The following is a 24,605-nucleotide window of genomic DNA, read 5'->3' as shown; positions in this document are numbered from 1 at the left end:
GCGGGAGTAGCGGTCCGTGGCCCCGAGCTTACGGCCCGGAGGCCGGTTGGGACCGGCGCGTGCACGCCGGTCAGCTTCGCGCCCGCTGGGTGACGGCGATGCAAACAAGCACCGCCGCGGCCGTCAGCGGGGCGGCCACCGTCAGGTGTTCGCCGAGCAGCAGCACCGACCACACCAGTGTGAGCAGGGGCTGGGCGAGCTGCAACTGGCTGGCCTTGGGTATCCCGATCGCGGCCATGCCCCGGTACCAGACGACGAGGCCGAGGAACTGCGAGCCCACCGCCACCCACAGCAGCCCGGCGACGCTGTGCGCGGTCAGGTGCACGGGCTCCTGCGACAGCGCGATCACCGCCGCGGGCACGCTGAACGGCAGGCACAGCACCAGCGCCCAGGCGATGACTCGCCAGCCCGGCATGACCCGGGCCAGCCGGCCGCCCTCGGTGTAACCGGCCGCGCACACCAGGAGGGCGGCGAAGAGATACAGGTCGGCGCCGGTGAGGGCGCCACCGCTCTGCTGCACGGTGAAGGCGACCACCGCGGCGGCGCCCGCGAGGGCGGCGGCCCAGAAGGTGCGCGAGGGGCGGGTGCCCATGCGCAGCGCGGACAGCAGTGCGGTCGTCAGGGGGAGCAGACCGACCACGACGGCGGCGTGCGCGGTGGTCGAGGTGCGCAGGGCGAGCGTGGTCAGCATCGGGAAGCCGACGACGACTCCGGCGGCGACGACCGCGAGCCCGGGCCAGTCACGGCGGCGCGGTACGGGCACGCGCAGCGCCAGCAGACAGCCGCCCGCGATCAGTGCCGCGAGGACACTGCGGACCGCGACGAGGGACCACGGCCCGAAGCCCTCCAGGCCCCACGCCGTGGCGGGGAACGTGAGGGAGAACGCGGCGACGCCGAGGGCGGCCTGGAGGGTGCCGAAGCTATGCGTGGGGCTGCCGACCGCTATCCTCATGGGCGCAGTAGCGCTACTGTCTGCTCTCATGCAAGAGCGTAGCAGCGTCGATGAACTGGCCATGCGGATCAGGCGGGAGCTCGACCGCTACTCTCCCGATGGAAAGCTCCCCTCCAGCCGGGCTCTGGTCGACCGCTTCCGGGTCAGCCCGGTCACCGTGTCCCGCGCCCTCGCCCAGCTCGCCGCCGAAGGTCTGGTGATCACCCGGCCCGGCGCGGGTGCCTTCCGCGCACCGGCGCGCGCCGCCGCGGCTCCGGCCGGGGACACCTCGTGGCAGGAGGTCGCGCTGAGCGCGGACGGCGCCGCCGACCTCGTACCGCGCTCGGTGGACGCGTCCGGCGTCCTGGTCTCGCTGGCCGCCCCGCCGCCGGGCGTGATCGAGTTCAACGGCGGCTATCTGCACCCCTCGCTCCAGCCGGAGCGCGCGATGTCCGCGGCCCTGGCCCGCGCGGGCCGCCGCCCCGGCGCCTGGGGACGGCCGCCCACGGAGGGCCTGCCGGAACTGCGCGAGTGGTTCGCGCGGAACATCGGTGGCGCGGTCACGGCGGCCGGGGTGCTGATCGGCTCGGGCGGTCAGTCGGCGCTCACGACGGCGTTGCGCGCCCTGGCCCCGCCCGGCGCACCCGTGCTAGTCGAGTCGCCCACCTACCCGGGCATGCTGGCCATCGCCCGCTCGGCGGGTCTGCGGCCGGTCCCCGTCCCGGTGGACGCGGACGGTGTGAAGCCGGGTCTGCTCGCCGACGCGTTCCGGGCGACCGGAGCCCGGGTGTTCGTCTGCCAGCCGCTGTTCCAGAACCCGACCGGCGCGGTGCTGGCCCCCGAGCGCCGGGGCGAGGTGCTGCGGATCGCCCGCGAGGCCGGTGCGTTCGTCGTCGAGGACGACTTCGTACGACGGCTCGTGCACGAGGACGCCGGCCCGCTGCCGCGCCCGCTGGCCGCCGACGATCCCGACGGAGTCGTCGTCCACGTCGGCTCCCTGACCAAGGCGACCTCGCCCAGCTTCCGGGTGAGCGCCCTGGCCGCGCGCGGCCCGGTCCTGGAACGCCTGCGCGCCATCCAGATCGTCGACACCTTCTTCGTCCCCCGTCCCCTCCAGGAAGCGGCCCTCGAACTCGTCGGTTCACCGGCCTGGCCCCGCCATCTGCGGTCGGTCTCGACGGAGCTGAGGGCCCGCCGCGACGCGATGACCACCGCCCTGCGCCTCGATCTCCCCGAACTCGCCCTCCCGCACATCCCGTCGGGCGGCTACCACCTGTGGCTGCGCCTGCCCGACGGCATGGCCGAGACGGCTCTGACCGCCGCGGCTCTTCGCGCGGGCGTCGCGATCAATCCCGGGCGCCCGTACTTCAGCGCGGAACCCACGGCGGGACACGTGCGGTTGAGCTTCGCGGCTGTCGCGGGCCCCGGCGAGATCGCCGAAGGGGTACGGAGGCTGCGGGCGGCCTGCCATGAAGTGCTCCCGGCGAAAACCGCTCGACCCCGGCTTCCCTGACCTGCGAGGGTCGCGTTTCATGACCGACACCCCGCCCCTCGCCGAGGGCTACGAGATCTCCACCGACCCGGGCCGCGTCGACGCCGGGCGCGTGCACCGGTGGCTGTCCACCGACGCGTACTGGGCGCTCGGGCGGTCATGGGAGAAGCAGGACCGGGCGATCGCCGGATCGCTGAACTTCGGGGTGTACGAGGTCCTTTCAGGGGATCAGGTGGCTTATGCCCGAGTGATCACCGACCTGGCGAGCTTCGCGTGGCTGTGCGACGTGTACGTGGACCGTTCCGTGCGGGGCAAGGGGATCGGCACGGCGCTGGTCGGGACTGTACGCGAGCACCTGCGGCCCTACGACCTCCGGCGCATCCTGCTCGCCACCCACGACGCCCACGGAGTGTACGAGAAGCTGGGGTTCGCGCCCCTGGCCGAGCCGGATCGGTGGATGGCGCTCCTCTTTGACCAGTGAGGCCGCACGCCTTCACGGTAACTCCCCGGTAACACCTCTTGACCTGCGCACTTTCAACGGCTCACGATCGCCGCATGCCACTTCGGGTCACGTTCGTCGCCGCCGCGCGAAGCTCCTCGCTGCTCGCCGAACGCTTCGAGGACGACCGTCCGCTCGACCAGGCCGGGTGGGACGACGCCCTGGCTGCGGCCCGCGACCTGCTGCCGCTCGCTGCGGCCGAACTGCGCTACTGCTCGCCGACACCCCGCAGCCGTGCCACCGGGGACGCCCTCGGCTACTCCCCGCTGGTCCAACTCGCCCTGCGGGACTGTGACATGGGGCGCTGGCGCGGGCTGACGCTCGGCGAGGCGATGGCCCGGGAGCCGGAGTCCGTGGACGTCTGGCTCGCGGACCCGCGGGCGACCCCGCACGGCGGTGAGTCGCTGCTCGACTTCATCACCCGCGTCGGTGAGTGGCTCGACACCCGGCCCGTCGGTGACGGCGGCCGGATCGTCGCCGTCGCCGAACCCGCCGTGATCCGCGCCGCCCTGGTGTACGCCCTGAAGGCGCCACCGGCGAGCTACTGGAACATCGACGTACGTCCCCTGTCGGCGACCACCGTCACCGGGCGCGCCGGCCGCTGGAGCCTGCGCTTCGAGGGGGCACCGGCCCAGCCCGCGCGGTCCTAGGCCGGTCGTCACTTCCCGCCTGCCTCCGGGCGGTGGGCGGGCGCATGTGACGACGGGCCCCGGGCCGGCCCTAGGCCGGGGTGCCGCGCATGTGGCCGGCGGTCTCGCGTGAGTAGTACGTCGTCAGGACGAGGTCCTTGGCCGGGCCGCCGACCCGCCACACCGTGCGCCAGCGGTCCGCGTCCAGGACGGTGAACTCGCCGCGGTAGAGGTCGGCCGCGCACGGGTGGTCGGCGACATGGTGCCCGTGGGTCAGATCCAGGCCGTGGAAGGGGCGCCCGTCGGAGAAGCGGACGTCCGCCGTACCCGGTGTCGCGCCCGGCAGGAAGCGGAGGGTCCGTTCCGCGGGGCGCGGTACGCCCCGCCAGGTGAAGGTGCCCGACTCCTCGGACAGCAGGCCACCGCCCTCCAGTTGGCCGAAAGCGGTCGTACCGGAGAACTGCCCTTCGTCACCGCTCGCCAGATCCCGAACGGTTCGCTCGGTCCGCCAGCTCCCGGCCAGATAGGTCAGCGCATCGGCAACTGGCCAGAACCCTTCCACCGGTCCCTCACTTCCGATCACTTCCGACACTTTCGGTACCACGCGCCCCGTTGACGCTCCGGAATCCCTCTCCCTATGTTGCCGTTCGAAGCGCTGATCGCAGTCCGATATCTCGAACGCCCCTTTCGACAGAGAGCCGCGGAGCATCCATGTCACGCACCCGCTGGAGACTCGGTCTCGGCGCCACCGCCCTGCTGGTGGCCGCCGGTCTGGTCCCCGCCCCCGCCCATGCCGAGGACGTCACCGACTACGCGATCACCGTCGACCCGTCCGCCAAGGGCGCGAAGATCGACGACACCATGTACGGCGTCTTCTTCGAGGACATCAACCGGGCCGCCGACGGCGGTCTGTACGCAGAACTCGTGCAGAACCGGTCCTTCGAGTACTCGGCCGCCGACAACTCCTCGTACACCCCGCTGACCTCGTGGACGGTCGACGGCACGGCCCAGGTCGTGGACGACGACGGACGGCTGAACGCGCGCAACCGGAACTACCTCTCCCTGGCCGCCGGTTCGTCCGTCACGAACGCCGGATACAACACCGGTGTCCATGTCGACGAGGGCAAGAAGTACGACTTCTCGGTGTGGGCCCGCGCCGCGGCCGGCAGCGCGTTGAACGTGTCGCTCAAGGACGCCGACGGCACCCTGGCGACCGCCCGCAAGGTGACCGTGACGAAGAGCGGCTGGGCCCGGTACAGGGTCACCTTCACCGCGACCCGCACCAGCTCCGAGGGCCGCCTCACCGTGGCCTCCTCCTCCGCTGCCGCGCTCGACATGGTGTCGCTCTTCCCGCGCGACACCTACCGCGGTGAGTCCAACGGCCTGCGCAAGGACCTCGCCGAGAAGATCGCCGCCCTGCACCCGGGCTTCGTGCGCTTCCCCGGCGGCTGCCTGGTGAACACGGGCTCCATGGAGGACTACAGCGAGGCCTCCGGCTACCAGCGCAAGCGCTCGTACCAGTGGAAGGACACCGTCGGCCCGGTCGAGCAGCGCGCCACCAACGCCAACGTCTGGGGCTACAACCAGAGTTACGGCCTCGGCTACTACGAGTACTTCCGCCTCTCCGAGGACATCGGTGCCATGCCGCTGCCCGTCGTCCCCGCCCTGGTCACCGGCTGCGGCCAGAACAAGGCCGTCGCCGACGAGGCACTGCTCAAGCGGCACATCCAGGACACCCTCGACCTCATCGAGTTCGCCAACGGACCGGCGAACTCCACGTGGGGCAAGGTGCGCGCCCGGATGGGACACCCCAAGCCGTTCCACCTCACGCACATCGAGGTCGGCAACGAGGAGAACCTGCCGAACGAGTTCTTCGCCCGCTTCAAGGAGTTCCGCGCCGCCATCCAGGCGAAGTACCCGGACATGCAGGTGATCTCCAACTCCGGCCCGGACGACTCCGGTACGACCTTCGACACGGCCTGGCAGCTCAACAAGGACGCCAAGGTCGACATGGTCGACGAGCACTACTACAACAGCCCGCAGTGGTTCCTCCAGAACAACGACCGCTACGACTCCTACGACCGCAACGGCCCGAAGGTCTTCCTCGGCGAGTACGCCTCCCTCGGCAACACCTTCAAGAACGGTCTCGCCGAGGCGGCCTACATGACCGGCCTGGAACGCAACGCCGACGTCGTCGAACTCGCCTCCTACGCGCCGCTGTTCGCGAACGAGGACTACGTCCAGTGGCGTCCGGACCTGGTCTGGTTCAACAACCACGCCTCCTGGAACTCCGCCAACTACGAGGTCCAGAAGCTGTTCATGAACAACGTCGGCGACCGCGTGGTGCCCTCGACGGCCACCGGGACCCCGTCGCTGCTCGCCCCGATCAGCGGCGCGGTCGGCCTGTCGACCTGGGCCACGACAGCCGCGTACGACGATGTGTCGGTCACCGGCGCCGACGGGAAAACGCTGCTCACCGACGACTTCAGTGGTGACGCCTCCCGGTGGACGCACACCGGCGGCGGCAGCTGGAGCGTCCAGGACGGGCAGTACGTGCAGAGCGACGTGAACGCCGAGAACACCATGGTCTCGGCCGGCGACCCGAGCTGGCACGACTACGACCTCCATGTGAAGGCCACCAAGAAGTCCGGCAAGGAGGGCTTCCTGGTCGCCTTCGGCGTCAAGGACACCGGCACCTACTACTGGTGGAACCTCGGCGGCTGGAACAACACCCAGTCCGCCGTCGAACAGGCCGTCGACGGCGGCAAGTCGACGGTGATCTCCAAGGCCGGATCGGTCGAGACGGGCCGGGCCTACGACATCGACGTCAAGGTGCGGGGCCGCCAGGTGACCCTCTACCTCGACGGACAGGAGTGGAGCAGCTTCACCGACGACAAGCCGGCCGAGCCGTTCCGCCAGGTCGTCACGGAGGACCAGAAGACCGGCGACCTGATCGTCAAGGTCGTCAACGCCCAGAACTCGGCGGCCCGTACGGCCATCGACCTGGGCGGCGCCAAGGTCGCGTCCAGGGCCCGGGTGACCACACTCGCGGCCGCCCCGGACGCTGTGAACAGCGAGACGTCGACCGCGGTCGCCCCGGTGAGGTCCACCGTCGACGGGGTCGCCGGGACGTTCTCGTACACCTTCCCGGCGAACTCGGTCACCTTCCTCAGGATCAGGCTGAGGTAGCCGGTCCGTCCGCCGTGGGCTGCTGTCCGACGGGCAGCAGCCCACGCTCGGCGAGGACCTTCCTCGCCACCGCCATCGCGTTGAGGGCCTTCGGGAAACCGCAGTAGCCGGCCGACTGCAGCAGCGCCTCCACGATCTGCACGGGTGTCAGACCCACGTTCAGGGCCGTGTGGATGTGCACCTCCAGCTGGTTCTCGCAGCCGCCGAGCGCGGTGAGCATGCCCAGCGTGACCAGTTGGCGGTCACGGGGCACGAGCTCCGGCCGGGAGTAGATCTCGCCGAACCCCCAGGCGACGATCTGGTGGCCCATCTCCGGGCTGATGTCGGCGAGCGAGTCCAGAACCTGCTGACCGACCTCAGGGTTGACGCTCCCCAGCACTTCCAGGCCCCGCTCGAAACGCTCTTCGCGGGTGGTGCTCTCGCTCATGTCGACTCCAGGGTTGTCGGTTGTCGGGCGTCGGTTGTCGGGCGCCGGTCGCGCGTCCAGGGACGGGGACCGCCGTCCGAGTATTCATGAGCGGCCGGGGCCTCCCCGGCCGGAGTGTCCCTCCCGACGACCGTTGGCCTCCGGGTCGTCCGGAGTTCACTTCACCGCCATCGGCGGTCGCACAACCAACCGTATTCACCCCCCGTCTAAGTCGGCGCAGCAACAACGCACGGGGTGAGAACCCCGGACGGGGGCTTGAATTGACCACCAGTGACCAGGGCGTACGACCGACCGTCCCGCCCGGACCGAAGACCGCCGACGACCTCGTCGACGACCATCCGCACCCACCCGCACCGCGACCGGCGCCCGGCTCGGGGCGGGCCGCCCTGTTCGCGGCGGCGATCACCGTCGTCGTGCTCTGCGCGGCCGACGCCGTCGCCCGCAGCTACCCGTTCGGCCCGCGCACGCGGAACGTCAACGACCTGGGCAACCAGTACGTCCCGTTCCACGCACACCTCTGGGACCTGCTGCACGGGCAGGCCACTGGCGGGCTCCTCGTCAACTGGCAGTCGGGATTCGGCACCAGCTTCCTGCCCGACCTCGGCACCTACCTCACCAGCCCGTTCGCCCTGCTCGTCGCGGTGTTCCCGAGGGACGAGATCGACCTCGCGGTGTACGTGATCACCGTCCTGAAGATCGCGTGCGCCGGGGCCGCCATGGCGTGGCTGCTGCTGCGGCTGCGTCCCGGGCGCTGGTGGGCGGCAGGCCTGCTGGGCGCGTCGTACGCCCTGTGCGGATGGACCGTGGCGACCGCCTCGTACAACCTCATGTGGCTCGACGGGCTGATCGCCCTGCCCCTGCTGTGCATGGTCGGCGAGTGGGTGCTGAACGGCCGGCGACCCCTCGTCGGGGTGCTGGTCGTGACGGCCGTCTGGGTCGCCAACTTCTACACGGCGTACATGGCCACCCTCGCGGCCGCTCTCGTGTTCCTGCTGCGGCTGTGGCTCGCCGGTCTTCCGCGCCGCCGCGGGCTCACCGCGGCGGGCCGTGCCGTCCTGACCTTCGCGCTCGGCATGGGACTTGCCGCACCCCTGGTGACGGTCGTGTACTTCGGCAGCGCGCACGCCTCCGTGGGCAGGTTCACCCAATTCGCGCCGGTGGGCACGGAGGACCTGCTGGCCCGGCTGCTGCCGACGACGTACAGCTTCGGCTCCCCGGCGCTCTTCGTCGGCACCACGGCGTTGCTGCTCGCCCTCGCCCTGCCCTTCCACCGGGCGGCTCCCCGCCGGGTGCGTGCCGGGTGGACGCTGCTGGTGGTCGTCGTGACCCTGTCGATGCAGTGGGGTCCGACCCATCTGCTCTGGCACGCCTTCGCCGAGCCGCAGGGCAGCTCCTACCGGCAGGCCTTCGTGGTGTGCGCCCTGCTGGTGATCGCGGCCTGGCACACGCTTTCCTACGGCCCTCTCGACCGGCGGGCCCTGGGGGCGGCCGCCGCGCTGCTCGCCCTGATCGCGGTCGTCGCGAGCGGCAGTCAACTGGTCCGTTCCTTCGCCTGGCCGGTGTTCCTCCTGGCCGCCGTGGGCGCACTGCTCGGGCTGGTCCTGCTCGGCCGTGAACGCCCGGTGCTGCGCATGGCGCCGGCCGCGCTCGCCGCCGTACTGCTTCTCGGAGCGCAGCTCGGTGAAACCACCGCCACCTCGGCTGTGGCCACCCGGATGCGCGTCGGGCACATGGACGACTACGCCCCCTGGGGCGACCGGCAGCAGCAACAGGCGGACGCTGTCGCGCGGGCCGACGGCTGGCCCCGCTACCGGACCGATCCGGGCCGGGAACAGACCGTCGGCAACGACCCGTTGGAGGTCGGCGGGCAGGGCGCCCAGTACTACAGCAGCCACACCTCCGCCGTGCTCAGCAGCACGCTCACCGCCCTCGGCGGCGGCTGGACCTCCGGGGGCCGCAGCCTGCAGAGCCTGGACAACGCGGTGACGGACGCGATCTTCTCCGTCGGCGCCCGGGTGCACTCCCCGCCCGACCCGCACCAGAACTGGTTCCCCCAGGACGGCAGCGGGGTGACCGTGACGAGGGAGACCGTCCCGCCCCTGGTGACGGTACGGCCGTCCGCCGCCGGGTCCGCGTTCGGGCCGTCGCCCTACCGCAACCAGGAGCTCCTGCTGGGCTCCCGCGTCTACACCGTGCCCCGCCTCACCATCCGCAACAGCGCCGGGAGACAGCCGTACCGCAGCACCGACCGGCGGCAGGGTGTGCGCATCGGCGCAAAGGCGACGATCACCGCGCAGTGTCCGAAGGGGAGCGAGGTGTACCTCTGGGCGCCGTACTTCGCGGGCACCGCACGGCTCACCGGCCCCTCCGCCCATGGTCCGACCGGCCTGTTCCGGGCCGACTGGCGGCCCCTCACCAAGATCGCGGCCATGGCGCGGCTCGGTACGGTCCCGGACTCCGGGCGCCTCACGGTCGAGCTGTCCGCGAGCCGGCTGGGCGTCGTGCCGGACCAGGCGGTCGGCTGCCTGGACACCGGCCGTCTGCACACCGCCGTACGACAGCTCAGGGCCACCGGAGCCACCAAGGTGACCGTCTCCGGCTCCGGCGGCACGGTCCGTGCCGAGCTTCCTGCGGGCAGCCGGGGGATCGCCGTCCTGGCGGCGCCCCGGATCGCGGGCTGGCGCTGTGCCGCGGGCGACGGTCCCGCCGTTCGTGCGGGGGAGTACCACGGGCTGATCGCCGTGCCCCTGGCCGGCGAGCCGAGGAGTGTCACCTGCACCTTCCACCCGCCGGGTCTTCGGCTGGGGACGGCCGTCGGCGGTGGCGCACTCGCGTCTCTTGTCGCGCTCGGCGTCTTCGGTGCGGTTCGCCGACGACGGGAGACGGGACGGTCAGGGGTTACGTAGTCCTCGGTCGTTCCGGGCTCAGGGCTCAGGGCTCAGGGCTCCGGGCTTCGGGTCAGGCCAGGGCCAGGACGCAGTCGCAGGGCCACGCGGCGATTCCAGGGTGCGGTCGGGGGTCAGGCGGTCGCCGCGCGGAAGAGGGCGAGGAGTGCCTGACCCGGTGGAGTGTCCGCGTCGAAGAACTGGGTGGTCAGCGAGGGCGGGACGGCTGTTCCGTGCATGCGGACCTCGTGGCAGCGGAAACAGAACGCCGCCTCGAAGAGAGGAAGACCGAGGGAGTCGTCGTAGGCGCGAATGCTCCAGCCCGGGGAGAAGCCGCAGCGGTGCTGTGCACTGCCGGGCAGGGACCCGATCAGGGTCAGGGCGTCCACCGCTTCGTCCCCGGCCCAGTGGGCGACCGCCGTCCCGGGATACGGGGTGCCCTGTCCGACGGGGAGGGCGGAGATCCGTACGACCTCGATCAGCGAGGTGGCGGCCATGGCGTCGGCGGGGATCTGCATGGGAACAGTTTCGCCGCCGCGAGCGGCACACATGCTGTGACCGAGCGCTTCGGCCGACGGGTTTCGCCAGGTGCCCGGCCGAGCAGGTGCCCGGGCGTTGTGCCGGCAGCTCTTCGGTATCGGGAAAATCCCGAACCCGTCCGTCACGTTCCCGGCAGGATGCCTGTGTGCATCACCTTCTGTGCGGGCTCGCCGCCAATCCGGCCCTGTCGTCCGAGCTGGTCGACCGGCTGATATCCATCGCGGACGACGACATCGCCATGAGCCTCGCCGATCGCGCGGACCTCAGCCGTGCACAGGCACGCGCCTTGGCCGAACGTGTCGACGGGAGCGCGGTGCAGCTCGCGTTCGAGGGTCGGCTGACGGCCGCCGACGTCAGTCCCTGCGTCCGGCCGGATGCCGCCCTCGCCCTGCTCGACCAGGGGCTCGGCCGCCCGGAGTGGGCGCGTCTCCTCGCGGCGGACCCGGTCCGTGAGCGCCGGGAGAAGCTCGCGGCCTGCCCCGGCCTCCCGTCCGACGTGATGGACACACTCGCGGCGGACCCGGACGTACGTGTCGTCGCCGAGCTCGCGTTGTGGACCACACCGGACATGGCCGCGAGGCTCGCGGCGCACCCGCATGCCGAGGTCCGCCGCGCTGTCGCGTGCAACGAGGCGACGCCCCCGGCCGTATTGGCGGCGTTGGTGACCGGGAAGGGGCTGCCCGCGGCGCGACACTGCCTGGTCTGTGACGGCGAGGAGACTCCCTTCGTTCACGATCCGCATTGCCCACGGCTCGACTGCGACCTTCCGCCGGGCGCCCGCTGCGACGGCTCCCACACATCCACCGTCCACGCCATGCTGGAGGCGGCGTTCCGTAACCCCGCCACCCCCGTCGAAGCCGTCGTCGGCTTCGTGGACCATCCGTCGGTGTTCCTGCGCTGGGCGCTCGCCACCCGCCGGGACCTCCCCCGACAAGCGTGTGCACGGCTCGCTTCGGACCCCACGGCCGGCGTCCGCGCCGACCTTGCCGAAAATCCCGCGATCGACGTCTCCCTGATCCGGACGCTGGCCGACGACCCTGACCCCGACGTGCGCCGCAGGCTCGCGCACAACCCCCGAGTGCCGCTCGACGTGCTCATCCGCCTGGCCCGAAATGCCAGAATCGGCGCCACCCTTGTGCCCCGTGTCGCCGCCTGCTCTCCCGCCGAGGTCGAGGAACTGGCCACGTCACCGGACCCGGCTGCGCGCATGCTCGTGGCCCAACGACGCGATGTGCCGCCCGAGACGCGAGACCGGCTGGCCGCCGACCCGGACGCCAAGGTGATCAAGGCGCTGGCTCCCCACCCCGGCCTCACCGAAGCGCAGCTGCGCGCCATGGTCGACCGACACGGCGTCCACGTCCTCGCCAAGGTGGCGGCCAACCCGGACGCGTCCCCGGCGCTGCTGGAGGACCTGGTCCGGCACGAACCGGCGGTGCGGAAGGTGTTCCGCGAGGTTGCCCGGCACCGCGGGGCGACGTACCCGGCACTGCTCCGCTGCCTGGCGGACGAACGCGCGAGACCCGTGGCCGCCGGCCACACGGCGCTCCCGCCATCGGTCATCGAAGAGTTGCTCGCCGACGCGGACGCGCAGGTGGCGGAAGCAGCGGCGGCCAACCCGTCCCTGTCACCGGCCGTGATGGCGGATCTGGTGCGCCGGCAGTGAGCGCCGGGCCTGCCAGGTCGACGGTCCACCCGCCAACCGAAACGGTCAGCCACGCCTGCTCCAGGGCCCCCGTTCTTGCATAAACGTGCATAGCTACGTATAGTCATGCCGTCCAGGAGGAGGATGACATGGCGGTACGTGCGGCAGTGGCCGGAGCGAGTGGATATGCGGGCGGTGAGGCCCTGCGGCTGCTCCTGGCGCACCCCGAGGTCGAGATCGGCGCCCTGACCGGCAACTCCAACGCCGGACAGCGGCTGGGCGCGCTCCAGCCCCATCTGCTGCCGCTGGCCGACCGGGTCCTTCAGGAGACCACGGCCGACGTCCTCGCCGGACACGACATCGTATTCCTCGCCCTTCCCCACGGACAGTCCGCCGCCGTCGCCGAGCAGCTCGGCCCGGACGTCCTCGTCGTCGACATGGGTGCCGACTTCCGGCTCCAGGATGCAGCCGACTGGGAGAGGTTCTACGGCTCCCCGCACGCCGGCACCTGGCCCTACGGCCTTCCGGAACTGCCGGGTGCCCGAGCCGCGTTGGAGGGGTCCAAGCGCATCGCCGTGCCCGGCTGCTACCCGACCGCCGTCACGCTCGCCCTCTTCCCGGCCTACGCCGCGGGCCTCGCCGAGAACGAGGCCGTGATCGTCGCCGCCTCCGGCACCTCCGGCGCGGGCAAGGCGCTCAAGCCCAACCTGCTGGGCAGCGAGGTCATGGGCTCCATGTCGCCGTACGGCGTCGGCGGGGGACACCGGCACACGCCCGAGATGATCCAGAACCTCAGCGCGGCGGCCGGTTCGAAGGTGAGCGTCTCCTTCACCCCGACCCTCGCGCCGATGCCCCGCGGCATCCTCGCCACCTGCTCCGCGCAGGCCAAGGCGGGTGTCACCGCCGAGTCCGTGCGTGCCGCCTACGAGAAGGCCTTCGCCGACGAGCCCTTCGTCCACCTGCTCCCCGAGGGCTGGTGGCCCGCCACGGCGTCCGTCCACGGTTCGAACGCTGTTCAGGTGCAGGTCGCCCTCGACGAGTCCGTGGGCCGCATCATCGCGATCAGCGCCATCGACAACCTGACCAAGGGCACCGCGGGCGGTGCCGTCCAGAGCATGAACATCGCCCTCGGACTTCCCGAGGAGCTCGGTCTTTCCACGATCGGAGTCGCACCGTGAGCGTCACGGCAGCCAAGGGATTCCAGGCGGCGGGCATCGCCGCCGGAATCAAGGAGAACGGCAACCCGGACCTGGCCCTCGTGGTCAACACCGGGCCCCGTCGCGCCGCCGCCGGCGTCTTCACCTCCAACCGTGTGAAGGCCGCGCCGGTGCTGTGGTCCGAGCAGGTTCTCAAGGCCGGCCGGCTGTCGGCGGTCGTCCTCAACTCCGGTGGCGCCAACGCCTGTACGGGACCGAAGGGCTTCCAGGACACGCACGCGACCGCCGAGAAGGTCGCCGAGGTGCTGGACATCGGCGCGGGCGAGGTCGCCGTGGCCTCCACGGGGCTCATCGGCCTCCTGCTCCCGATGGACAAGCTCCTGCCCGGAGTCGAGGCCGTCGCGGCCCAACTGTCCGAGCACGGCGGTGAGAAGGCCGCCATCGCCATCAAGACCACCGACTCCGTCCACAAGACGTCGGTCGTGACCAAGGACGGCTGGACCGTCGGCGGCATGGCCAAGGGCGCCGGCATGCTCGCCCCCGGGCTCGCCACCATGCTCGTCGTCCTGACCACGGACGCGGACGTCGACAGCGAGACCCTGGACGGGGCCCTGCGGGCCGCCACCCGGACCACCTTCGACCGGGTCGACTCCGACGGCTGCATGTCCACCAACGACACCGTGCTGCTGCTTGCCTCCGGTGCCTCTGAAGTCACCCCGGAGCACGGGGAGTTCGCGGAGGCCGTACGGCAGGTCTGCGACGACCTCGGCCAGCAGCTGATCCGGGACGCCGAGGGCGCCAGCAAGGACATCAAGGTCGAGGTGGTGGGCGCCGCGAGCGAGGACGACGCCGTCGAGGTCGGCCGCTCCATCGCCCGCAACAACCTCCTCAAGTGCGCGATCCACGGCGAGGACCCCAACTGGGGCCGCGTGCTCTCCGCGATCGGCACCACGAAGGCCGCCTTCGAGCCCGACCGGCTCAACGTCGCCATCAACGGCGTCTGGGTCTGCAAGAACGGCGGCGTCGGCGAGGACCGCGACAAGGTCGACATGCGCTACCGCGAGGTGCACATCGTCGCCGACCTCGCGGCCGGCACCGAGACCGCCACCATCTGGACCAACGACCTCACCGCGGACTACGTCCACGAGAACAGCGCCTACTCCTCATGAGCACCACGCGAAAGCACACCGCGCTCCCCAAGGCGCAGATCCTCATCGAGGCGCTGCCCTGGCTGGTCCGTCACAACGGCAAGACCGTCGTCATCAAGTTCGGCGGCAACGCCATGATCGACGAGGACCTCAAGGCCGCGTTCGCCCAGGACGTCGTCTTCCTGCACCACGCCGGTCTCAAGCCGGTCGTCGTGCACGGCGGCGGCCCGCAGATCAGCGCCGCCCTCGACCGGCACGGCATCGTCAGCGAGTTCAAGGCCGGCCTGCGCGTCACCACCGAGGACGCCATGGACGTCGTACGCATGGTGCTCGCCGGACAGGTCCAGCGCGAGCTGGTCGGACTGCTCAACCAACACGGGCCGCTCGCCGTCGGGTTGACCGGCGAGGACGCGCACACCATCACCGCCACCAAGCACCAGCCCGAGATCGACGGCGAGTTGGTCGACATCGGGCGGGTGGGCGAGATCACCGCGATCGACACGGGCGTGATCGAGGCACTGCTCGCCGACGGCCGCATCCCGGTCATCTCGTCGATCGCCCGGAGCCAGGACGACGGACATGTCTACAACGTCAATGCTGATACGGCGGCTGCGGCACTCGCTGCTGCGCTGGGCGCCGAAACCCTCATGGTCCTCACGGACGTCGAGGGCCTCTACGAGGACTGGCCCAACAGCGACGAGGTGATCAGCCGCCTCACCGCTTCCCAACTGGAGAAACTGCTGCCGGAGTTGAGCGCCGGCATGGTCCCGAAGATGGAGGGCTGCCTGCACGCCGTGCGGGGCGGAGTGACGACGGCCCGGGTCATCGACGGGCGGGTCCAGCACTCGATCCTGCTGGAGATCTTCACCGACGAAGGAATCGGCACGATGGTCGTGCCGGACGCGCAAGAGGGGGATGCCGTATGACCGGAAATCAGGAGCTCACCCAGCGCTGGCAGGGCTCGCTCATGAACAACTACGGCACCCCGCGGCTCCCTCTCGTCCGGGGCGCCGGCCTCAAGGTCTGGGACAGCGAGGGAAAGCAGTACCTCGACTTCGTCGGCGGCATCGCCACCAACGCGCTCGGCCACGCCCACCCGGCCGTCGTCGAGGCCGTCGGCAAGCAGATCGCCTCCCTGGGGCACATCTCCAACTTCTTCATGGCCGAGCCGACCGTCACGCTCGCCGAACGGCTGCTCCAGCTCTTCGGCCGGGAGGGCAGGGTCTTCTTCTGCAACTCCGGAGCCGAGGCCAACGAGGCCGCCTTCAAGATCGGCCGGCTCACCGGACGCACCCACATGGTCGCCACCGAGGGCGGCTTCCACGGCCGGACCATGGGCGCCCTCGCGCTCACCGGCCAGCCCGCCAAGCAGACCCCCTTCCTGCCGCTGCCCGGTGACGTCACCCACGTGCCGTACGGCGACGCACAGGCGCTGGACGCCGCGGTCACCGAGGACACCGCCCTGGTCGTCCTGGAGCCGATCCAGGGCGAGAACGGCGTCGTGATGCCCCCGGCCGGCTATCTGAAGGCGGCCCGGGCGATCACGGCGGCCAAGGGCGCGCTGCTGGTCCTCGACGAGGTGCAGACCGGAATCGGCCGCACCGGGCACTGGTTCGAGTACCAGGCACACGAGGGCGTCCTGCCGGACATCGTCACCCTCGCCAAGCAGCTCGGCGGCGGGCTGCCGCTCGGCGCGACCGTCGCCTTCGGGCGGGCCGCGGAGCTGCTCCAGCCGGGGCAGCACGGGACGACCTTCGGCGGGAACCCGGTCGCGTGCGCCGCCGGTCTCGCCGTCCTGGACACCATCGTGAACGACGGGCTGCTGGAGAACGTCAAGCAGCAGAGCGAGAGGCTGCGGGACGGGATCGACTCACTGGGACACCCGCTGATCGACCGTGTCCGGGGCGCGGGGCTCCTCCTGGGTATCGTGCTCACCGAGCCGCTGGCGCCGCAGGTGCAGCAGGCGGCTCAGGACGCCGGCTTCCTGGTGAACGTGCCCGCCCCCGATGTCGTACGGCTGATGCCGCCGCTGAACCTCGGCGACGACGAGGTGGATGCGCTTCTGCAGGCGCTGCCCGGCATCCTCGACGGGGCCAACGGGGCCGGATGATCCGGGGAATGGGACGACGATGAGTCATGCGCAGGAACACGAGCACAACGGGGCCACCGGGCCTGCCGTGCCGCAGACGCGTACCGCGCGCCACCGCCGGATCGTGGACATCCTCAATCGGCAACCGGTGCGGTCGCAGAGCCAGTTGGCGAAGCTGCTGTCCGACGACGGGCTGAGTGTCACGCAGGCGACGCTCTCCCGGGACCTCGACGAGCTCAACGCGGTGAAGATCCGCAACAACGACGGCGACCTGATCTACGCGGTGCCGAGCGAGGGGGGTTTCCGCACCCCCCGTGCTCCGCTGGGGGAGTCGGCGAAGGAGGAGCGGATGCGGCGGCTGTCGCAGGAGCTGCTGATCTCCGCGGAGGCCTCGGCGAACCTCGTGGTCCTGCGGACTCCTCCGGGGGCCGCGCAGTTCCTGGCGTCGGCGATCGACCAGGCCGAGCTGCACGACATCCTCGGGACCATCGCCGGTGACGACACGCTGATGCTGATCAGCCGGAACCCTACAGGGGGTCAGGCGCTGGCCGAGCATTTGTTGCGGTTGGCTCAGAACGGGCACTAGAGGTGCACTAGAGGTCGTCTGTCGGGCGCGGGCCGGTGGGGGCTTGTCGCGCAGTTCCCCGCGCCCCCAAGAGACTCACCCGAGCCTGGCTGCCAGGCCCCCGGTGCATCGCACCTCATCCCCCGCCGTGATCAGCAACGCCTCCACGTCCGGCAACGCCTCCAGCCACGCCAGGCCCTCCCGTGAACCCATCGCGAAAGCCGCCGTCGCCCAGCAGTCCGCCCAGGTGACGGTCGGCGCGACGACCGTCACCGCCACCAGGTCCGTGACCGCGGAGCGGCCCGTGCGGGGGTCGACGATATGGGCGCCTCTTTCGGCCGTGCCGGAGGTCGCCACCGCCAACTCCGCAGCGCCCGCCGCCGAGACCACCGCCGCCAGGCCACCCGGGCGCAGGGGGTCCGAGACCCCTACGCGCCAGGGGCGTTCGGGGCCCGGTACGCCCAACAGCTGGACGTCTCCGCCGCCGTTGACGCTGACCCCGGTCGCCCCGGCGAGAGCCAAGTGGCGGGCCGCGCGTTCCACTGCCCAGCCCTTGACGATGCCGGTGGGGTCCAGGCGGCCCTCGTAGCGCATGCTGAACCAGCCGTCGCTCAACCGCTCGGCCTCGGCGCCGAGTTCGAGGATCTCGGCCACCTCCGGATCGCACTCGGCGACCGTCAGTTCGCCACGGGCCAGGCGGGAGACCTGGCTGTCGTCGCGGTAGGTGCTGAACACCTCGTTCACGCGGTGCAGCCCCGCCACCGCCTCCCGCAGTGCCGTCTGCACGGCAAGGGGATCCCCGCCGCGGACGTCGAAGGAGAAGACCGTCCCCATGGTCTCTTCCGCGTGACGCACCGCGGCGGGAGCTTGCGCCGGCTCGGCCACCGTGTCAGCCACCGGTCTGGTCCAGCGCCGACTGCAACGACTTCTTGTAGCCCTCGCTGGTGTATGTGGCCCCGGAGACCGAGTCGATGTCCGCGCTGCCGGCCGCCACGGCCTCCTGGTTGAGCTTCGGCACGGACAGCGCCGTCTTCTGGTCGCTGGTGCCGCCCTTGGGGGCCTGCACGGCCTCGGCCTTGGTGATCTTGCCGCCGCTGACCGTGATCCGGACCTGGACCGGGCCGTACTGGGTCTGCGAGACCGCGCCGGTCACCGTCTTGGCAGCCGGCGCGGCGGCGCTGCCGCCCGCCGTCTGCGACGGCTGAGCCGAAGGCTGCGCAGGGGCCGCCGGGGCGGCGGGGGCCTTGTTCGCCTTGTCGATCGCCGACTGGAGCGACTTCTTGTAGCCCTCGCTCGTGTAGGTCGCCCCGGACACCGTGTCGACCTGCGGGCTCTGTTTGGCGACCACGTCCTGGTTGAGCTTGGGGACCGACAGCGCCGTCTTCTGGTCGCTGGTGCCGCCCTTGGGCGCCTGGACCGCCTCGGACTTGGTGATCTTGGTGCCGCTGACGGTGATACGGACCTGGACGGGACCGTACTGGGTCTGGACCACGTCGCCGGTGAACGTGCTGCCGGCGGCCGCCCCGGTGCCGCCCTGGGCCGACTCCTGGGCAGCCGAAGTCTGCTGCGGGATCGTTCCGCCCGCCTGGGCGGACGCCGGGTCCGAGGAAGGCTTCAGCGACAGCAGCAGCACGACACCGGAGACGGTGGCGGCGGTCGCGAGCACGACTCGACGGACGGGGTGAGACTTCCTCATCGCTTCAACAGCTCCTGGATTCCCGTCGCTCACATCTCGAACGACTCGTGATGGATGCGGCGGGCAGGCACACCCGCGCCGCGCAGTGCTTCGAACACGGACTGCGCGAAGCCGTTCGGCCCGCACATGAACACGTCGTGCTTGTCGATGTCGGGGAGCTTGCGCTGGAGGGACTCCGCGGAGATGTCCGGGCGCTCCCCGTCCGGGCTGTTCACCGCGTACATCAGGCGGGCGCCGCGCTCGTCCGCGATGGCGGACAGCTCGTCCCACAGGGCCAGGTCCTGGGTGGTGTTGGCCCGGTACAGGAGGGTGATGTCACCGGCCGCGCCCGGCAGCGTCTCGAACAGGGCCCGCATCGGGGTGATCCCGACACCGCCGGCCACCAGCAGCACCTTGCCGCGGCTGCGGCGCTGGGCGGTGAGCGCGCCGTACGGCCCCTCGGCCCACACCTTGGTGCCGGGCACCAGCTCGCGCAGCCGTTCGCTGTGGTCGCCGATCGCCTTCACCGTGATCCGCAGCATCCCCGGCCGGGGTGCCGCCGACAGCGAGTACGGGTGCGAGCTGAACCGCATGCCCGGCGCGAGGAACCGCCAGCGGAAGAACTGGCCCGCCTCCGCGCCCATCCGGTGCAGCTTGCGTCCCCCGATCAGCACCGACACCACACCGGGTGTCTCCTCGACGACGGCCTCGACATACATGCGGTGACGCATGTTCAGCCTGATCGGCGTGAGGATCCGGTACCAGACGACCAGCGCGGTGACCGACCCGTACAGGGCGTACCAGACGGTCTTGGCGACCGGCTCGACCGCGAAGTCGTTGCCCGTGGTCAGCTGGTGCCAGAAGGTCAGGAAGACCGAGGCGTACGTCAGCAGGTGGACGTGGTACCAGGTGTCGTACGGGATCCTGCGGCGCACCCCGCCGATCGACATCAGCCCGATCACGAACAGCAGACCGGTGCCGATGGCCGCCTTGCCCATGTCGGGCAGCTGGTTGATGGAGTCCATCGTCTGCTGGACGATGTCGCCGAGCCCCTTGCCGGCCTGGAGGGCGTAGCCCCACATGATCAGGAAGACGTGGGCGAGGACCAGGCAGAGCGTGTAGCGGCCGGTCATCGCGTGCCAGCGGGCGACCCGGTCGGAGCCCACCCGGCGTTCCAGCGCGGGCACCCGGGCCATCTGGAGCACCACGAGCGCCATCAGGTACCCGGCCAGCAGACCGGTGATCCGGCCCGCGTTGAGGATCTTGCTGTTGTCGTCGGCCACGGACGGCGTGTTGTGCCACCACAGCCACAGCACACCGACCGCCCCGGCCCATACGGCGAGCAGCAGGACGGTCGCCGGGGAACGGCGCGGGCGGATGCGGCGCATCGTCTGGCGACGGGCGGCGCGGCCGCCTGCGAGCGTCGTGGTCACGTTTCCTCCGGGGACGGGAGCGAGGGGGTCGTCGTGGTCCCTCGGTCCTCAGATACGTGCCGTGACGCCAGTGTGTTCAGCTGCGAGCGGAGTCCAGTGCGGACTGGAGTGACTGGCGGTAACCGTCGCTCGTGTAGGTGGCCCCCGAGACCGTGTCGATGTCCGCGCTCTGGGCCTGGAGGGCCTCGCTGCGCAGCCTGGGGAGCGCGTAGCTGTTGATCTCCTGGTCCCGCGGGTTGTCCGTCGGGTAGGTGACCGCCGTGACCTCGGTGAGCCTGCTGTCCTTGATCGTGATGCGGACCTGGACCGGTCCCCAGCGGGTCTGGACCGTGTCGCCGGTGACGGTCCTCGTGCCGGTGGTGGCCGATCCGGAGCCGCCGGCCGCGCTCGCGCTGCCGGCGGGCGCGGGCAGCACCAGGGTCGCCTGCGCCGACGTGTGCGGCTTCAGCGACAGCAGCATCACCGTCCCGCAGACGGTGGCGGCGCTCGCCAGGACGATCCGGCGCAGTGGGCGGTTCTTCTTCAACGCGTGCACTTCCACGGCCTCCCGGCACTCAGAGTTCGAACGACTCGTGATGGATCCGGCGGTCCGGGACACCGGCGGCGCGCAGCTCCTCGTACAGGTCCTGGGCGAAGCCGTGCGGACCGCAGAGATAGACGTCGTGGCCGGCCAGGTCGGGGACCGCCGCCCGGAGCGACCCGGCGGTGATGCTCGGCCGCTGTCCGTCGGGCCCGTTGAGCGCGTAGTGCACCTTCGCGCCGCGCCACCGTGCGACGGCCTCCAACTCCCCGCCCAGCGCGAGGTCCTCGACCGTGCGCGCCCGGTACAGGAGGGTCACCTCGCCCGGCAGCGTCTCGAACAGCGCCCGCAGCGGGGTGATACCGACCCCGCCCCCGATCAGCAGTGCCTTCGACGAGGTCCGCCGGTCCCCGGTCAGCGAGCCGTACGGCCCCTCCGCCCACACTCGCGTGCCCGGCCGCAGCAATGCCACGGCCGCACTGTGATCGCCGAGCGCCTTGACCGTGATCCGCATGCGGTCCGAACGGGGCGGCGCCGACAGGGAGTACGGCGTGGACGTCCAGCGCAGACCTTCGGCGAGGAACCGCCAGCGGAAGAACTGCCCCGCCTGCGCACCGAGTTGATCGAGCTTCCGGCCCGCCACGACGACGGACCACACGCCCCGCGCCTCCTGGTGCACCGACTCCACCCGCAGCCGGTGCCGGAGGTTCAGCCGCACCGGGGTGAGGATCCGGAACCACAGCACCAGTGCCGCCACGCCCAGATACAGCGTGTACCAGGCGGCCGTGGCCACGGCGTTGCCGCTCAGGTCGTTGCCGAGGGCCAGTTGGTGGCCGAAGGCGAGGAACACGGCGGCGTAGGTGAGGAGATGGAGGTAGTACCAGAACTCGTGGCCGGTACGGCGGCGCACCGCACGCGCGGAGGTGACGCCGACCGCGAGGAGGATCACCGTGCCGGCGGTCGCCTTGAGCATGTCGGGATAGTCCAGGACCACCGTGACCGCCTCGTGCCACAGCGAGGCGCTATCCTGGGCGGCGTATCCGGTGAGGATCAGCCCGATGTGCGCGAGCAGCAGGCAGACGGTGTAGCGGCCCGCCATCGCGTGCCAGCGCGCGACCCGGTCCGAGCCGACCCGCCGCTCCAGCAGCGGAACCCGCGCCATCAGGCCGACCAGCACCGCGCAGGAGTACCCGCACAGCAGCCCGGCGATCCGCCCGGCCCCGGTCAGCCACCCCGCCGCACCGACCACCGAACCGGTGCCCGTCCACCACAGGACGAGCACGGCGGCCGCCCCGGCCCACAGCAGGGCCAGTACCGGGCCGGCCGGGGAGCGCCGGGCGGCGAGCGGCACGGGCGGTGCGGCCCGCTCGTACAGGGTGGTCATGGGTGCGTCCTTTCCTTCGTCCGGGACGCCACTGTGCGGGCCGAAGCTCTGAGCGCGCTCTGAAGAGGCACCCCGCAGAGCGGACTCAGAGGAAACTCAGAGCCGGCGGCGCCCCCGGTCACCCCCGCGAGGGGCGATCCTGGGAAGGACATGAACACAGCCCGCTCCGGCCGCCCCGCCCTCACCCGCCCCGACGGCACCGCGCTGCGCGTCCTCGTCGTCGACGACGACCCCGACCTCGCCGAGGTCCTCTCCGGCGCTCTGCGCTACGAGGGCTGGCAGGTCCGCACGGCCGGCGACGGCGCCTCGGCGGTGGCCGCGGCCCGGGAGCTGCTGCCCGACGCCGTCGTCCTCGACGTGATGCTCCCCGACACCGACGGCTTCACCGTCCTGCGCACCCTGCACACCGTGAAGTCCGACGTCTGCGTGCTCTTCCTGACCGCCCGGGACGCCGTCGAGGACCGCATCAAGGGCATCACGGCGGGCGGTGACGACTACGTCACCAAGCCGTTCAGCCTGGAGGAGGTCGTCGCCCGGCTGCGCGGACTGCTGCGCCGCGCGGGCATGGCCCGGCAGCTCGACGAGGGCCCGCGGCTGACCGTCGGCGACCTGGTCATGGACGAGGAGGCCCGCGAGGTCACCCGCGGCGGCGAGCTGGTCGAACTGTCCCCGACCGAGTTCGAGCTGCTGCGCTTCCTCATGCGCAACCCCCGCCGCGTGCTCAGCAAGACGCAGATCCTCGACCGGGTGTGGTCCTACGACTTCGGGGGCCGCGCCCATGTCGTGGAGCTGTACATCTCGTATCTGCGCAAGAAGGTGGACGCGGGCCGCGAACCGATGATCCACACCGTGCGCGGGGCGGGCTACGTGATCAAACCGGTGACGCGATGAGGACCCTGCGGCCGTACACGCTGCGGGCCCGTCTCACCCTCGGCCTCGTGGTGCTGCTCGCGGTCAGCTGCGCGGCGGTCGGGCTGGCCGCCGTACTGGAACTGAACGGCTTCCTCACCAGCCGTCTCGACGAGCAGCTGACGGACGCCGGCAACAAGTTCGCGGTGAGCCTGGAACACAAGGGGGAGCAGGCGAAGGACGACCTCCCCCAGTCTCGAACGGACTCGACCGGGGGGACCCCCATCGGCGACGAACACGGCGACACCCGCAGACAGGCCACCGGCACGTTCGGCGCCCGGCTGGTGGATGGCACGGTCACCAATGCCGCGGTGGTCCGCCCCAGCGGCACGCTGAACGTCGACCTGACCGCCGCCGACCGGGACCGGCTCGCGGCTGTCCCGGCCGACGGCCGGGGACACAACGTCGGCCTCTCCGCCCTGGACGACTACCGGGTGCTCGCCTCCCGGGGACTGGACGGTGACGTCCTCATCACGGGGATGCCCCTGGAGCCCGTCGAGGCCGCCGTCCACCGCCTCGAACTGGTCGCCGGGATCGTCTTCGGTGCCGCCCTCACCGCCGCCGGTGTCGCGGGCGCCCTCTGGGTGCGCTGGTCGCTGCGCCCGCTCAGCCGGGTCGCGGCCACCGCCACCCGGGTCAGTGAGCTCTCGCTGGCCAGCGGAGAGGTGGCCCTGCCGGCCCGGGCCCCCGAGTCCGACCCGCGCAGCGAGGTGGGGCAGGTCGCCGGCGCCTTCAACCGGATGCTCGGCCGTGTCGAGGACGCCCTCACCAAGCGCCACGCCAGCGAGGAACGGCTGCGCAGCTTCGCCGCCGACGCCAGCCACGAACTGCGCACCCCGGTCGCCTCCGTACGCGGCCACGCCGAACTCGCCCTGCTGCACCCCGGCCCGGTCCCGGCCGAGGTGACCCGTTCCCTGGAACGCATCGCCGCCGAGTCGACCCGCATGGGCGCGATGGTCGACGACCTCCTCCTGCTGGCCCGCCTGGACGCGGGCCGCCCGCTGGAGTCCCGGCCCGTCGACCTCACCCGGCTGGTCCTGGACGCGGTGACGGACGCGAGGGTCGCCGGCCCCGGCCACCGCTGGTCCCTGGACCTCCCCGAGGATCCCGTGACGGTGACGGGCGACGAACACCGCCTCCAGCAGGTGGTGTCCAACCTGCTGGCCAACGCCAGGCTGCACACACCGGGCGGCACCAAGGTCACGGTGACCCTGGAGAGCGACGGCGGGGCAACCACCCTGACGGTCCAGGACGACGGCCCCGGCATTCCCGGGGACATCCAGCCGGGCGTCTTCGAACGCTTCACTCGGGCCGACCGCCGCACCAAGGCGGAGACCGGCGGCGCGGGCCTCGGCCTGTCGATCGTGGCGGCGGTGGTGGAGGCACACGGGGGAGACGTGGCGATGGAGAGCAGGCCGGGATCGACGACCTTCACCGTCCGGATCGGCAGCCGGTGACGTCCCTGGGTCCGCCCCGTCACCTTCGGTGTCC

The 24,605-nt window shown here is 71.4% G+C and carries 22 protein-coding genes; 13 read left to right on the top strand and 9 right to left on the bottom strand.

Annotated features, from left to right (window positions below):
* Positions 1-70: 70 nt before the first annotated feature.
* The gene (locus OHT57_RS09980) at positions 71-982 is read right to left on the bottom strand and encodes a DMT family transporter (protein WP_328745738.1); all 912 of its coding nucleotides are present in this window, start codon (positions 980-982) and stop codon (positions 71-73) included.
* On the opposite strand from OHT57_RS09980, the gene OHT57_RS09975 reads away from it, so the two are divergent.
* From OHT57_RS09975 to OHT57_RS09965, 3 genes are all read left to right on the top strand, one after another.
* The gene (locus OHT57_RS09975) at positions 981-2,444 is read left to right on the top strand and encodes an aminotransferase-like domain-containing protein (RefSeq protein WP_328745737.1); all 1,464 of its coding nucleotides are present in this window, start codon (positions 981-983) and stop codon (positions 2,442-2,444) included. The two genes, OHT57_RS09980 and OHT57_RS09975, sit on opposite strands and share 2 nt — an antisense overlap.
* A gap of 19 nt (positions 2,445-2,463) precedes the next feature.
* Complete coding sequence (locus tag OHT57_RS09970; protein WP_328745736.1) at positions 2,464-2,904, top strand: GNAT family N-acetyltransferase; 441 nt, start codon at positions 2,464-2,466, stop codon at positions 2,902-2,904.
* A gap of 74 nt (positions 2,905-2,978) precedes the next feature.
* Positions 2,979-3,572: a histidine phosphatase family protein gene (locus OHT57_RS09965; protein ID WP_328745735.1), complete on the top strand. Its 594-nt coding sequence runs from the start codon at positions 2,979-2,981 to the stop codon at positions 3,570-3,572.
* 70 nt (positions 3,573-3,642) lie between these two features.
* On the opposite strand, the gene OHT57_RS09960 is transcribed toward OHT57_RS09965, so the two are convergent.
* Complete coding sequence (locus OHT57_RS09960; protein WP_328753163.1) at positions 3,643-4,113, bottom strand: DUF6314 family protein; 471 nt, start codon at positions 4,111-4,113, stop codon at positions 3,643-3,645.
* Positions 4,114-4,262: 149 nt separating this feature from the next.
* Here OHT57_RS09960 and OHT57_RS09955 point away from each other — a divergent pair, with 149 nt between their 5' ends.
* On the top strand, positions 4,263-6,740 hold the full coding sequence (locus OHT57_RS09955) for an alpha-L-arabinofuranosidase C-terminal domain-containing protein (RefSeq protein WP_328745734.1): 2,478 nt from the start codon (positions 4,263-4,265) through the stop codon (positions 6,738-6,740).
* Here the strand turns inward: OHT57_RS09955 and OHT57_RS09950 are convergent.
* On the bottom strand, positions 6,727-7,167 hold the full coding sequence (locus tag OHT57_RS09950; RefSeq protein WP_328745733.1) for a carboxymuconolactone decarboxylase family protein: 441 nt from the start codon (positions 7,165-7,167) through the stop codon (positions 6,727-6,729). The genes OHT57_RS09955 and OHT57_RS09950 overlap by 14 nt on opposite strands.
* A 260-nt stretch (positions 7,168-7,427) precedes the next feature.
* Between OHT57_RS09950 and OHT57_RS09945 the strand changes: the two genes are divergently transcribed.
* Positions 7,428-10,073, top strand: coding sequence for a YfhO family protein (locus tag OHT57_RS09945; protein WP_328745732.1), 2,646 nt, complete (start codon positions 7,428-7,430; stop codon positions 10,071-10,073).
* Between the two features lie 113 nt (positions 10,074-10,186).
* Here the strand turns inward: OHT57_RS09945 and OHT57_RS09940 are convergent, their stop codons facing one another.
* Complete coding sequence (locus OHT57_RS09940; protein WP_328745731.1) at positions 10,187-10,570, bottom strand: hypothetical protein; 384 nt, start codon at positions 10,568-10,570, stop codon at positions 10,187-10,189.
* A 167-nt stretch (positions 10,571-10,737) separates the two neighbouring features.
* On the opposite strand from OHT57_RS09940, the gene OHT57_RS09935 reads away from it, so the two are divergent.
* The 6 genes from OHT57_RS09935 (at position 10,738) to OHT57_RS09910 (ending at position 17,214) form a co-directional block, all read left to right on the top strand.
* A complete protein-coding gene (locus OHT57_RS09935; protein ID WP_328745730.1) occupies positions 10,738-12,255 on the top strand; it encodes a hypothetical protein in 1,518 nt (505 codons plus the stop codon).
* Positions 12,256-12,383: 128 nt separating this feature from the next.
* On the top strand, positions 12,384-13,412 hold the full coding sequence (gene argC, locus OHT57_RS09930; RefSeq protein WP_328745729.1) for an N-acetyl-gamma-glutamyl-phosphate reductase: 1,029 nt from the start codon (positions 12,384-12,386) through the stop codon (positions 13,410-13,412).
* Positions 13,409-14,560, top strand: coding sequence for a bifunctional glutamate N-acetyltransferase/amino-acid acetyltransferase ArgJ (gene argJ, locus OHT57_RS09925; protein ID WP_328745728.1), 1,152 nt, complete (start codon positions 13,409-13,411; stop codon positions 14,558-14,560). Before argC ends, argJ begins: the two co-directional genes overlap by 4 nt.
* The gene (argB, locus tag OHT57_RS09920) at positions 14,557-15,465 is read left to right on the top strand and encodes an acetylglutamate kinase (RefSeq protein WP_328745727.1); all 909 of its coding nucleotides are present in this window, start codon (positions 14,557-14,559) and stop codon (positions 15,463-15,465) included. The genes argJ and argB overlap by 4 nt, the downstream gene beginning before the upstream one ends.
* A complete protein-coding gene (locus OHT57_RS09915; protein ID WP_328745726.1) occupies positions 15,462-16,649 on the top strand; it encodes an acetylornithine transaminase in 1,188 nt (395 codons plus the stop codon). The genes argB and OHT57_RS09915 overlap by 4 nt, the downstream gene beginning before the upstream one ends.
* Before the next feature lie 19 nt (positions 16,650-16,668).
* Positions 16,669-17,214 carry an arginine repressor gene (locus OHT57_RS09910; protein ID WP_328745725.1) on the top strand — a complete coding sequence of 182 codons (546 nt, stop codon included), beginning with the start codon at positions 16,669-16,671 and terminating at the stop codon, positions 17,212-17,214.
* A gap of 75 nt (positions 17,215-17,289) precedes the next feature.
* On the opposite strand, the gene OHT57_RS09905 is transcribed toward OHT57_RS09910, so the two are convergent.
* The 5 genes from OHT57_RS09905 to OHT57_RS09885 all read right to left on the bottom strand — a co-directional run bounded on the left by OHT57_RS09905 (position 17,290) and on the right by OHT57_RS09885 (position 22,205).
* Positions 17,290-18,090, bottom strand: a complete 801-nt coding sequence (locus OHT57_RS09905) for an FAD:protein FMN transferase (protein WP_328745724.1) — start codon at positions 18,088-18,090, stop codon at positions 17,290-17,292.
* The gene (locus tag OHT57_RS09900; protein WP_328745723.1) at positions 18,083-18,889 is read right to left on the bottom strand and encodes an FMN-binding protein; all 807 of its coding nucleotides are present in this window, start codon (positions 18,887-18,889) and stop codon (positions 18,083-18,085) included. Before OHT57_RS09900 ends, OHT57_RS09905 begins: the two co-directional genes overlap by 8 nt.
* Positions 18,890-18,918: 29 nt before the next feature.
* Positions 18,919-20,301 (bottom strand): ferredoxin reductase family protein, encoded by a 1,383-nt coding sequence (locus OHT57_RS09895; RefSeq protein ID WP_328745722.1) that lies wholly within the window; start codon positions 20,299-20,301, stop codon positions 18,919-18,921.
* 76 nt (positions 20,302-20,377) lie between these two features.
* Complete coding sequence (locus OHT57_RS09890; protein ID WP_328745721.1) at positions 20,378-20,836, bottom strand: FMN-binding protein; 459 nt, start codon at positions 20,834-20,836, stop codon at positions 20,378-20,380.
* Between the two features lie 19 nt (positions 20,837-20,855).
* Positions 20,856-22,205, bottom strand: a complete 1,350-nt coding sequence (locus tag OHT57_RS09885) for a ferredoxin reductase family protein (protein ID WP_328745720.1) — start codon at positions 22,203-22,205, stop codon at positions 20,856-20,858.
* 150 nt (positions 22,206-22,355) lie between these two features.
* On the opposite strand from OHT57_RS09885, the gene OHT57_RS09880 reads away from it, so the two are divergent.
* On the top strand, positions 22,356-23,096 hold the full coding sequence (locus tag OHT57_RS09880) for a response regulator transcription factor (protein WP_328745719.1): 741 nt from the start codon (positions 22,356-22,358) through the stop codon (positions 23,094-23,096).
* The gene (locus OHT57_RS09875; RefSeq protein ID WP_328745717.1) at positions 23,093-24,571 is read left to right on the top strand and encodes a sensor histidine kinase; all 1,479 of its coding nucleotides are present in this window, start codon (positions 23,093-23,095) and stop codon (positions 24,569-24,571) included. The genes OHT57_RS09880 and OHT57_RS09875 overlap by 4 nt, the downstream gene beginning before the upstream one ends.
* Positions 24,572-24,605 lie beyond the last annotated feature (34 nt).

Source organism: Streptomyces sp. NBC_00285 (genome assembly GCF_036174265.1).
GTDB lineage: Bacteria > Actinomycetota > Actinomycetes > Streptomycetales > Streptomycetaceae > Streptomyces.
The sequence above is the reverse complement of the archived record's forward strand: the minus strand, read 5'-3'. Positions and strand labels throughout refer to the sequence as shown.